Source organism: Mesorhizobium sp. M1A.F.Ca.IN.022.07.1.1, from assembly GCF_003997575.1.
In the GTDB taxonomy this organism is placed as follows: Bacteria; Pseudomonadota; Alphaproteobacteria; order Rhizobiales; family Rhizobiaceae; genus Mesorhizobium.
Genome location: NZ_RZST01000221.1, coordinates 1 through 9911 on the forward strand (window position 1 = coordinate 1; position 9911 = coordinate 9911).

A 9911-nucleotide genomic window follows, 5' to 3' on the forward strand; every position below is an offset into this window, starting at 1 on the left:
ATCGAAGGCACCGACTGCTCGGCGAGATCATAGGCGCCGAAGCCGGCAATCGCCACGTCGTCCGGCACGCGGATGCCGCGTCGAACGCATTCCATCAGGGCGCCGAAGGCGGAGAGGTCGGACACGCACATCACCGCTTGTGTGTCCGGCCAGCGCGAGATCATCTCGACCATGGCGGTCGCGCCCTCGCGCATCGAGATCGGCGGCACGCCGGAGGCAATCACGCGCGAAGCGTCGAGGCCGCGGTCCTCCAGCGCCGCGACGAAGCCGCGCCGGCGGTCCAGGCCGCGGGTGTCCCGCGAGGTGTCGCCACCGATAAAGCCCAGCCTCGAATAGCCGCGCTGGACGAAATGATCGACCATCAGCCGCCCGGCATCGGCATTGGAAAAGCCGACGACGTGGCCGATGGGATCGGCTGGCAAATCCCAGGTCTCCACGACCGGAACGCCGGCATTTGCCAGCAGCTTGCGGCAGCGCGGCGTGTGCCGGCCGCCGGTGACGATGATCGCCTCCGGGCGACGCTGCAGCAATTGCCCGACCAGGCGTTCCTCCTCCTCGACATTATAGTCGGTGAAGCCGAGCAGGATCTCCAGCCCGCTGTCGCGCAGGCCCTCGGTCATGCCGCGCACCGTGTCGGCGAAGTTGGCGTTGTTGATCGAGGGGATCGTCGCGGCGACGAAGCCGGAGCGCCGCGACGACAGATTGGCGGCGATGCTGTCGAAGACATAGCCGAGCTCTTCAGCCGCCTTGAGGATGCGGTCGCGCGTATCGGCGCTGACCGAAGCGTCGCGCTTGAAAGCGCGCGACACGGTCATCGTCGAGACGTTGGCGCGATGCGCTACATCGGCCATGGTCGGCCTTTTGGGCGAAGATTGCATGGCCGTACGTTATCGATATCACGGCGGAATGCAACGCGCCGTTGCGGCTCACGCAAACGCGATCTGGACCTTCATCGCCTGGCCGCGGTCGTTGGCGAGCTCGAAGCCGGAAAGTGCTTCGTCGACCGGCACCGAGTGGGTGATCAGCGGCTTCACGTCAATCAGCCCCTTGCGCATCAGCTCGACGCCGACGGCGAATTCGGGATGGAAGCGGAACGAGCCGTTGATCGACAGTTCCTTGGCGGTCACCGTCGACATCGGCAGTGCCATCTCGGCGCCGCCGAGGCCGAGCTGGACGATGGTGCCGCGCGGACGCAGCGCCGCGATGCCATGCGCCAGCGCCGACGCCGCGCCCGAACATTCGTAGAGGATGTCGAAGGTCCCCTTGTCGGCAAGGTAGGGCGCCAAACCTTCCGGCTCGTTTCGGGTGTTGATGGTCTTGTCGGCGCCGGCGCGCATGGCCATCGACAGCGTGAAATCGGCGATGTCGACGGCGACGATCTCGGCCGCACCCGCGCGGCGCGCGCTGATGATCGACAGCAGGCCGATCGGCCCGCAGCCTGTGACCAGCACGCGCTTGCCCAGCATCTCTCCGGCCCGGCGCGTCGCGTGCAGACAGACGGCCAGCGGTTCGGCCATCGCCGCCTCGCCGGCGGTCAGCCCATCGGCCGGGACGCACTGAATCGCGTCCGCCACCAGCATTTCACGAAACGCGCCCTGGATATGCGGGAACGGCATGGCGCTGCCGTAGAAGCGCATGTTGAGGCACTGGTTGTGCATGCCCTCGCGGCAATAGCGGCAGCTGTAGCAGGGCCGCGACGGAGACACGGCGACGAGCTGTCCCGTCTGCAGTCCACTCACTCCCGGCCCGAGGCTCTCGATCACGCCGGAGACTTCGTGGCCGAGGATCATCGGCTCCTTCAGGCGCACTGTTCCGAAACCGCCGTGATTGTAGTAGTGCAGGTCGCTGCCGCAGATGCCGCCGGCGGCAAGACGCAACAGCACCTGGCCAGGCCCCGGCTTCTCGACCGGGCGGTCCTCGATGCGCAGGTCCTTGGCGGCGTGGATGACGATCGACTTCATGGCAGGCGAACTCCTCGGACTGTGCAGGCAGGCTTTGCGTGAAAACTTGCGTAAAACAATTTCACAGCACCGGCGTCAGCAACGGCTGGCCAGCAAAATGGGCGGCAAGGTTGTCGCGTACCAGCTTGCCCATCGCCTTGCGTGTCTCGATAGTGCCCGACGCATGGTGCGGCTGCAAAAGGACGTTGTCGAGCGCCAGGAACCGCGGATTGAGCTTCGGCTCGCCCTCGAAAACGTCGAGCGCGGCAGACCCGAGCGCCTTCTTCTCGAGCGCATCGAGCAGCGCCTCCTCGTCGATATTGGAGGCGCGCGAAATGTTGATCAGCATGCCGTCCTCGCCAAGCGCCGCGATCACCTCGCCATTGACGATGTGGCGCGTCGCGGCCGACGCCGCGAGCGTCACGAACAGGAAATCCGAACGGCCGGCCAGGGCGACGGGATCGGCGACGAACTCCCAGTCCGCGGCGAAATCCTTGGGCGCGACGTCGCTGTAGGCGATGTCCATGCCGAAGCCGGCCAGACGCTTGGCCACCTCATAGCCGATGCGGCCGAGGCCGAGCACGCCGGCCCGCCGGCCCCAGACTCGGCGCTTCAGCGGGTAAAGGCCTTTAGAGGCCCAACTGCCGTCGCGCACCCAGCGCTCGGCGCCGATCATGCCGCGCGACAGGCACAGCATCATGGCGATGCCGAGATCGGCGACGTCGTTGGTCAACACATCAGGCGTATTGGTGACCCGCACGCCGCGCTCTCGGCACGCCGACAGATCGACCGCGTCGAAGCCGACGCCGTAGACCGAGACGACCTCGAGTGCCGGGCAGGCCTCGATCATGGCGCGGTTCGCGCCGAGTTCGCCGCGGGTGGCGATGGCGCGGACCTGCGGCCCGACGTCGGCGAGGAAGGACGGCTTGTCCTCGGCCGCAAAATAACGATGCACCACGAAGGCTTCGTTGAGCGGCACCTCGTCCCATGCGGGATAAGGTCCAACCTGAAGGATATGGGGCCGCTGCATCGGTTTTCGCTCCACTGGACTTGACAGCTGATGTTATCGATAACATAAAGCGGATAGCGACGAGAGGCAATCGAGAAAATGTCGTCCACCTTGTTCGATCTCACCGGGCGCACCGCGCTCATCACCGGCTCCTCGCAAGGCATCGGCCTTGCATTGGCAAAGGGGCTCGCCGGCGCCGGGGCCAAAGTGGTCCTCAACGGCCGCGACGAGGCAAAACTCGCCGTTGCGGCCGCGCAAATCCCCGGCGCTGCGACGCTCGCTTTCGATGCGACCGACCATGATGCGGTACGCGCCGCCATCGATGCGTTCGAGCAGGCTCAAGGAGCGATCGACGTCCTCGTCAACAATGCCGGCATGCAGTTCCGTACGCCGCTCGAGGACTTTCCCGCCGACGCGTTCGAGCGCCTGCTGCAGACCAATGTCGCCAGCGTCTTCCATGTCGGCCAGGCTGTGGCGCGCCACATGATCCGGCGCGGCCGCGGCAAGATCATCAACATCGCCAGCGTGCAGACCGCGCTCGCCCGGCCGGGGATCGCGCCCTACACGGCGACCAAGGGCGCGGTCGGCAATCTCACCAAGGGCATGGCGACCGACTGGGCCAGGCACGGCCTGCAATGCAACGCCATCGCGCCCGGTTATTTCGACACGCCGCTCAATGCGGCCCTTGTCGCCGACCCGGCCTTCAGCGCCTGGCTTGAAAAGCGCACGCCGGCTGGCCGCTGGGGCAAGGTCGAAGAACTGGTCGGCGCCTGCGTCTTCCTGGCGTCCGACGCCTCTTCCTTTGTCAACGGACATGTCCTCTATGTCGATGGCGGCATCACAGCTTCGATCTGACCTGCCGCCGCGCATGGTCGTCATGGGCGTCACCGGTTCGGGCAAGACGACGGTGGGCGAGGCGCTGGCCCGTGCGATCCACGCGACGTATGTGGATGGCGACAAGCTGCACCCTGAAGCCAACATCGCCAAGATGAGCGCAGGCATTCCGCTTGACGACGCTGACAGGTGGCCATGGCTTGCGAAAGTCGGCGGAACGCTGAGGCTGCAGCCCGCACCGGTCATCGTCGGTTGTTCGGCGCTGAAGCGCGCCTATCGCGATTTCATCACCGAGCAGGCCCGCGCGCCGGTGCTGTTCATCTATCTCGATGGTTCGCGTGAACTGATTTCCCGGCGCATGAGCGAGCGCACCGGCCATTTCATGCCGACCAGCCTGCTCGACAGCCAGTTCGCGACGTTGGAAGTGCCAGGCAAGGACGAGAATGCCATCGCGGTGGCGATCGACGCACCGCTCGAAAAGATTGTCGCGGACATAACGTCCAGATTTGAGGAGCGACCGTCATGACCAACACAGTCGCGCTAATCGGTGCCGGTGCCATGGGCGGAGCGATCGGCGATCGCCTGCTCGCTACCGGCAACCGGCTCTTCGTGTTTGATCTCGACACGACCAAGGTGGAAACGCTGGTTGCGAAGGGCGCCAGCGCCGCGGCCAGCGCGGCCGCGGCCGCCGCAGCGGCCGACTTCGTCATCCTCAGCCTCAATTCCGCGGCAATCGTGCGCCGCGCCGTGTTCGGAGATGGCGGCGTCGCCGCCGGCGCGAAGCCCGGCACGCTGATCATCGACATGTCGTCTATCGACCCCGACGCGACGCGCCAGCTGGCGGCGGACGCCGGCGAAAGGAGTCTGCGCTGGGTCGACTCTCCGCTCTCGGGCGGCGCGCCGAAGGCATTGGTCGGCGAATTGACGCTGATGGCGGGCGGCGCGGCACAGGATGTCGCCGACGCCCATAAGCTGCTGCGCGACGTCGCCACCAACTATACCCATATGGGTCCGGCTGGCGCGGGCCAGACGACCAAGCTGATCAACCAGGTGCTGTGCGCCTTGAATTTCATGGCTGTGGCGGAAGCGACGCGGCTGGCGCTGGACGCCGGTGTCGACGCGCTCAAGATTCCGCAGGCGCTGAAGGGCGGCCGCGCCGACAGCGCCATCCTGCAGGAATACCTGCCGCGCTTCGCCACCCGCGACTACCGCCGCACCGGCCGCATCGACAACATGGTGAAGGACCTCAACGCTGCGCAGGACCTGGCGCGGCGCACGCACACCGCAATGCCGCTGACGGCCGTCTGCGCCGAAGTGCACCGGCTGTTGACGGCCGCCGGACTGGGTGGCGAGGACCAGGCCGCTTTGATGGAATTTTTCCGACGCAAGGATGAGGAGCCCGCAGCATGATCACACGCTATGCGCTGTTTGAAGGCAAGGTGAAGGACGGCCAAACCGAAGCCTTCCGCGAGGATGTGATCAGAACCGTCCTGCCGAAGTGGAAGGCTTTCCCGGGCGCGCTAGACGTACGCGTCAGCTTTGCCGAGAAGCGCGACGACGGCGCGCCGGAATTCCCGATGATCCTGGCAATCAACTATCGCGACATGGCCGCGGTCGAGGCCGCGCTCGCGAGCCCCGCCCGCTCGGAATCTCGCGCCGCGACCGAGGCGGTGTTGGCCAAGTATTTCGAGGGACGCATTCACCACCACGTCACCATCGCCAACGAGTTTTCCCTGTCGACGGATTGACGTGCTTAAATCTGCCCCTGAGCCCTAAATGCGCAGGCAAGACAGGCAGCCGCACCAACGAAATCTTAATGTAAATCAAGCGTAATCCCGACCGTTAAAATTGTGCGTTTGGGTTGGGGTTACGCATGCCGGAGTATTCCTCCTTCATCCGGTCGATCCGGGTCCGCTATATTTCGGGATTGCTCGTCTTTGCCCTGGCCTCGGCGGCCGTCATGTTCGCGCTCAACCGCGTGAACTCATACCGCCACGAAGTCGATGCCTTGAGCGCCAATTTCGTCATCTTCTCGCGCGACCTGCGCAACGCCACCAATTTCGCCGAGACGACCGGAACCGTGTGGCGGGCTGAGACCCGCGATGGGCTGACCGCAGCCGCGCGCGGCCATTCCGAACGGCTGATGGGCGAGATCGAAATCCTGAACGCGCAGCTCGCGGCGATCAGGCCGCGGCTGTCGAAGAATACGCTCAATGCGCTCGAATCCGCTTCGGTGAACGACGATCTGTTCTGGTCGGCGCGCGACATGGTGCGCAATTTCAACCTGATGTCGGTGGCCCAGACAGTCGACGAATGGAGCTACCGCGAGATCCGCAACCAGAACGATCTTTTCGCCCAGCCGATGCTGGTTCGCGTGCGCACCGCGCTCGATGACGAGCGGCGCCTCGCCGATGCCGCCAGCGACCGGCTGCTCCTATGGGCGAGCGGTCTGCTGATCGCCGTCATCGCCATCGCCGCGGTTCTGATCTTCCGGCCGATGGAGAACGCGATCCGCCGCGCCTTCGCCGAAACCGCCGCATCGTTGTTCAAGGCCGAGGCGGCCGACCGGGCGAAATCGGAATTCCTCGCCAATATGAGCCATGAGATCCGCACGCCGATGAACGGCGTGCTCGGCATGGCCGAGCTTCTCGCCAAGACCGAGCTGACGCCGCGCCAGAAGACCTTCACCGACGTCATCGTCAAATCCGGCAACGCGCTGCTCACCATCATCAACGACATTCTCGATTTCTCGAAGATCAATGCCGGCCAGCTGACGCTCGACCCCGCCCCGTTCCGCCTGGCCGAAGCGGTCGAGGACGTGGCCACGCTGGTCTCGGCCCGCGTTGCCGAAAAGAACCTCGAGCTCATCGTGCGCGTCGACCCGCGCCTGCCTGGCTTCGTCGTCGGCGACGCCGGCCGTTTCCGCCAGATCGTTACCAACCTGCTCGGCAATGCGGTGAAGTTCACCGAGAAGGGGCATGTGCTGATCGATGTCGGCGGCGATGTGGTCGATGGGACCGTCCAGCTCAAGGTCCGCGTCGAGGACACCGGCATCGGAATCCCCGCCGAAAAGCTGCAGAGCGTGTTCGAGAAATTCGCCCAGGTCGACGGCTCGTCCACCCGTCGTCACGAAGGCACCGGGCTCGGCCTTGCCATCTCCGCCCGCCTCGTCGACCTGATGGGCGGCAAGATCGGCGTTGAAAGCGAGATCGGCCGCGGCTCGGTCTTCTGGTTCGCCGTACCGCTGCCGGCACACAAACAGCAGGCGCGCGACGAGATCGTGCCGGTCGACGTAACCGGCGCCCGCGTCCTGGTCATCGACGACAACCCGGTCAATCGCGAGATCCTGCTCGAGCAGCTGCGCAGCTGGAGCTTCGACTGCGCCGCGGCCGAAAGCGGCGCCGTCGGCCTCGCCTTTCTCGACCGCGCCTGCCAGCTCGGCGCTTCGGTCGACTGCATCATCCTTGACTACCAGATGCCCGGCATGAACGGCGCCGATGTCGCCAAGGCGATCGCCGCCGACAGCCGCCTGTCTTCCATTCCGGTCGTGCTGCTCACTTCGGTCGACCAGGTCGATTTCGGCCGACTGGTGATCGATTTCGGCATCGTCGCGCATCTCACCAAGCCGGCGCGTTCGGCGGTGCTGCTCGGCACCGTGATCTCCGCCATCCAGAAGGCGCGCACGCAAGGCGGCAAGGCGCATTTCGTGCGCGAGCCGGTCGTCGTCCAGTCGGCTCCGCCGCCCTTCACCGTCATCCGTGGTCCAGCCGTTCCGGTCCTCTCGCCCGAACCGGCGGCGGCGCCGAGCGGTCCGATCGATATCCTGATCGCCGAGGACAATGACGTGAACCAATTGGTCTTCGGCCAGATCCTCAACGGCCTCGGCCTCAGCTATCGCATTGCCGGCAATGGCCGCACCGCGGTTGAGATGTACCGCTCGCTGCGCCCGAGGCTGGTGCTGATGGACGTCTCCATGCCGGAGATGAACGGTTACGAGGCGACGCGCGCCATCCGCGCCATCGAAGGGCAGAACGGCAGCCATACGCCGATCATCGGCGTCACCGCGCATGCGCTGAAGGGCGACCGCGAAAAATGCATGGAGGCCGGCATGGATGACTACCTGCCGAAGCCGGTCTCCCCGGACCGCCTCGGCGCCAAGATCGGCACCTGGCTCAGCGAGACGGTGGCGGCGAAGACGGCTTGAGCTACCGGTTTCGCATAACCAGGCACGCCCCGCCGACGCTTTGCAGCTTATTGCAGATGCCGTTGGCCTCGGCGCGCGAGTCGGCACCGATCCTGACCGCATAGATGCCGCGCCGGCCGATCGGCGTGCGCACGCGGCTGACCACAGGATCATGGCTGCCAAGCAGGGAAGGGAATCGGCCGCGAACCCGCAACCACTGACTGATTGCGGCGGAGCGGCGGAAATTGCCGGCCACCTGGACGCCCCACGGCTTGACGTTGATCGAGGCCATGGCGACGGTCCGCGACATGATCACCGGCAGCCTGCGGCAGGCGACCGCGAAGCTCATCTTCGGATCGAGCGGCCGGATAGTGCCGGCATAGGCGTTGTCCGAGAACTTGTCGACCGGCTCGCCCATGATGTCGAAGACATAGCTTTCGGTCTCCATCGGCAGGAAGCCGCCGGAGGACAGCCAGCGCGATACGCGTTTCTCGCCCGCATTGTAGGCGGCAGCCGCGAGGCCGAGATTGCCGTAGCCCGCCTTCATCTCGGCAAGATACTTGGCCGAGGCGGGGATCGCCTGCCCGATGTCGAAGGGATCGGCAAGCCCGCGCAGCTTGGCCGTGCCCGGCATGAACTGCGCGATGCCTTCGGCGCCCACGGGGCTCACCGCATTGGGATCGAAGCGGCTCTCCTTCCAGATCAGCCGGGCGAAGAAATCCTTGGGCAGGCCATTTTGCTCGGCCTGAGTTTCGATCAGATCACAGACGCGGTTGATCAGCCGTTTCGCGGCCGATCGCGACTGCGGCGGATCGGCGAATGCCTGACCGGCAGGGATCAGCGCGCAAATCAGGATCAGTGCCGTCCTGAGCAAGCGCTGCATGGCTCATTCCGCGGCGGCTTTGCCGTGTCCGTACCGCTGCTCGATATAGTCGGCGACCATCTTTTCGAAATCCTGCGCGATCGAGGGGCCACGCAGCGTCGCCGCCTTCTTGCCGTCGATGAACACCGGCGCTGTCGGCGTCTCGCCGGTTCCGGGCAAAGATATGCCGATATCGGCATGCTTGGATTCGCCGGGGCCGTTGACGATGCAGCCCATCACCGCGACCTTGAGGTTCTCAACACCCGGATATTTCTCACGCCACACCGGCATGTTCTTGCGGATGTCGGCCTGGATGCTTTGGGCCAGCTCCTGGAAGACGGTGGAGGTCGTGCGGCCGCAGCCGGGGCAGGCCGCGACGATCGGCACGAACTGCCGGAAGCCCATCGTCTGCAAAAGTTCCTGCGACACCTGCACCTCGCGCGTGCGGTCGCCGTTCGGCTCCGGCGTCAGCGAGATGCGGATCGTGTCGCCGATGCCCTGCTGCAGGAGGATACCCATGGCAGCCGAGGAAGCGACGATGCCCTTGGTGCCCATGCCGGCCTCGGTCAGCCCGAGATGCAGCGCATGGTTGGAGCGGGTCGCAAGCTCGGTATAGACGGCGATCAGATCCTGCACGCCGCTGACCTTGGCCGACAGGATGATCTTGTCGCGGCCGAGCCCGATCTCTTCCGCCATCTCCGCCGACAGGATCGCCGACTGCACGATCGCCTCGCGGGTGACTTCCTGGGCGGTGAGCGGCGAGCCCCGGCCCTGGTTGTCATCCATCAGCCGGGTCAAGAGCTCCTGGTCGAGCGAGCCCCAGTTGACGCCGATGCGCACCGGCTTGTCGTATCTGATCGCCATCTCGACGATCGCGGCGAACTGGCGGTCCTTCTTTTCCTTGAAGCCGACATTGCCGGGGTTGATGCGGTATTTCGCCAGCGCCTCGGCGCAGGCCGGGTGATCGGCGAGCAGCTTGTGACCGATATAGTGGAAGTCGCCGACCAGCGGCACGTTGACGCCGAGCCGGGCCAGCCGATCACGGATGCGCGGCACGGCGGCGGCGCTCTCGTCGCGGTCGAC

Annotated in this window: 10 protein-coding genes; 5 read left to right on the plus strand and 5 right to left on the minus strand. The window is 65.6% G+C overall.

What is annotated here, in order from left to right:
- The 3 genes from EOA75_RS21915 to EOA75_RS21925 all read right to left on the minus strand — a co-directional run.
- Window positions 1-851 (minus strand): LacI family DNA-binding transcriptional regulator (locus tag EOA75_RS21915; RefSeq protein WP_127325136.1); only part of this gene is annotated, 851 nt, incomplete at its 3' end.
- Window positions 852-926: 75 nt separating this feature from the next.
- On the minus strand, window positions 927-1961 hold the full coding sequence (locus EOA75_RS21920) for an L-idonate 5-dehydrogenase (protein WP_127325137.1): 1035 nt from the start codon (window positions 1959-1961) through the stop codon (window positions 927-929).
- A gap of 61 nt (window positions 1962-2022) precedes the next feature.
- Window positions 2023-2970, minus strand: coding sequence for a 2-hydroxyacid dehydrogenase (locus tag EOA75_RS21925; protein ID WP_127247184.1), 948 nt, complete (start codon window positions 2968-2970; stop codon window positions 2023-2025).
- Window positions 2971-3048: 78 nt separating this feature from the next.
- Between EOA75_RS21925 and EOA75_RS21930 the strand changes: the two genes are divergently transcribed.
- The 5 genes from EOA75_RS21930 to EOA75_RS21950 all read left to right on the plus strand — a co-directional run bounded on the left by EOA75_RS21930 (window position 3049) and on the right by EOA75_RS21950 (window position 7987).
- Entirely contained in the window at window positions 3049-3804 is a 756-nt protein-coding gene (locus EOA75_RS21930) for an SDR family oxidoreductase (protein WP_127247185.1), read from the plus strand.
- Window positions 3773-4309, plus strand: a complete 537-nt coding sequence (locus EOA75_RS21935) for a gluconokinase (protein WP_095799811.1) — start codon at window positions 3773-3775, stop codon at window positions 4307-4309. Before EOA75_RS21930 ends, EOA75_RS21935 begins: the two co-directional genes overlap by 32 nt.
- Window positions 4306-5193, plus strand: coding sequence for an NAD(P)-dependent oxidoreductase (locus tag EOA75_RS21940; RefSeq protein WP_127247186.1), 888 nt, complete (start codon window positions 4306-4308; stop codon window positions 5191-5193). Before EOA75_RS21935 ends, EOA75_RS21940 begins: the two co-directional genes overlap by 4 nt.
- Window positions 5190-5531, plus strand: a complete 342-nt coding sequence (locus EOA75_RS21945) for a hypothetical protein (RefSeq protein WP_127241079.1) — start codon at window positions 5190-5192, stop codon at window positions 5529-5531. Before EOA75_RS21940 ends, EOA75_RS21945 begins: the two co-directional genes overlap by 4 nt.
- Before the next feature lie 125 nt (window positions 5532-5656).
- Entirely contained in the window at window positions 5657-7987 is a 2331-nt protein-coding gene (locus tag EOA75_RS21950; RefSeq protein WP_127247187.1) for a response regulator, read from the plus strand.
- 1 nt (window position 7988) lies between these two features.
- Here the strand turns inward: EOA75_RS21950 and EOA75_RS21955 are convergent, their stop codons facing one another.
- Together EOA75_RS21955 and ispG are read right to left on the minus strand one after the other, a co-directional pair.
- Window positions 7989-8849: a lytic transglycosylase domain-containing protein gene (locus EOA75_RS21955; RefSeq protein WP_127325138.1), complete on the minus strand. Its 861-nt coding sequence runs from the start codon at window positions 8847-8849 to the stop codon at window positions 7989-7991.
- Window positions 8850-8852: 3 nt separating this feature from the next.
- Window positions 8853-9911, minus strand: a 1059-nt coding sequence (gene ispG, locus EOA75_RS21960) for a flavodoxin-dependent (E)-4-hydroxy-3-methylbut-2-enyl-diphosphate synthase (protein ID WP_127325139.1), incomplete at its 5' end; no start/stop codon positions are given.

Bases quoted from the DNA above. Each gene is read 5' to 3' on its own strand.
- EOA75_RS21920 (WP_127325137.1), bottom strand. From the start codon at position 1,961: ATGAAGTCGATCGTCATCCACGCCGCCAAGGACCTGCGCATCGAGGAC.
- EOA75_RS21925 (WP_127247184.1), bottom strand. From the start codon at position 2,970: ATGCAGCGGCCCCATATCCTTCAGGTTGGACCTTATCCCGCATGGGAC.
- EOA75_RS21930 (WP_127247185.1), top strand. From the start codon at position 3,049: ATGTCGTCCACCTTGTTCGATCTCACCGGGCGCACCGCGCTCATCACC.
- EOA75_RS21935 (WP_095799811.1), top strand. From the start codon at position 3,773: ATGTCGATGGCGGCATCACAGCTTCGATCTGACCTGCCGCCGCGCATG.
- EOA75_RS21940 (WP_127247186.1), top strand. From the start codon at position 4,306: ATGACCAACACAGTCGCGCTAATCGGTGCCGGTGCCATGGGCGGAGCG.
- EOA75_RS21945 (WP_127241079.1), top strand. From the start codon at position 5,190: ATGATCACACGCTATGCGCTGTTTGAAGGCAAGGTGAAGGACGGCCAA.
- EOA75_RS21950 (WP_127247187.1), top strand. From the start codon at position 5,657: ATGCCGGAGTATTCCTCCTTCATCCGGTCGATCCGGGTCCGCTATATT.
- EOA75_RS21955 (WP_127325138.1), bottom strand. From the start codon at position 8,849: ATGCAGCGCTTGCTCAGGACGGCACTGATCCTGATTTGCGCGCTGATC.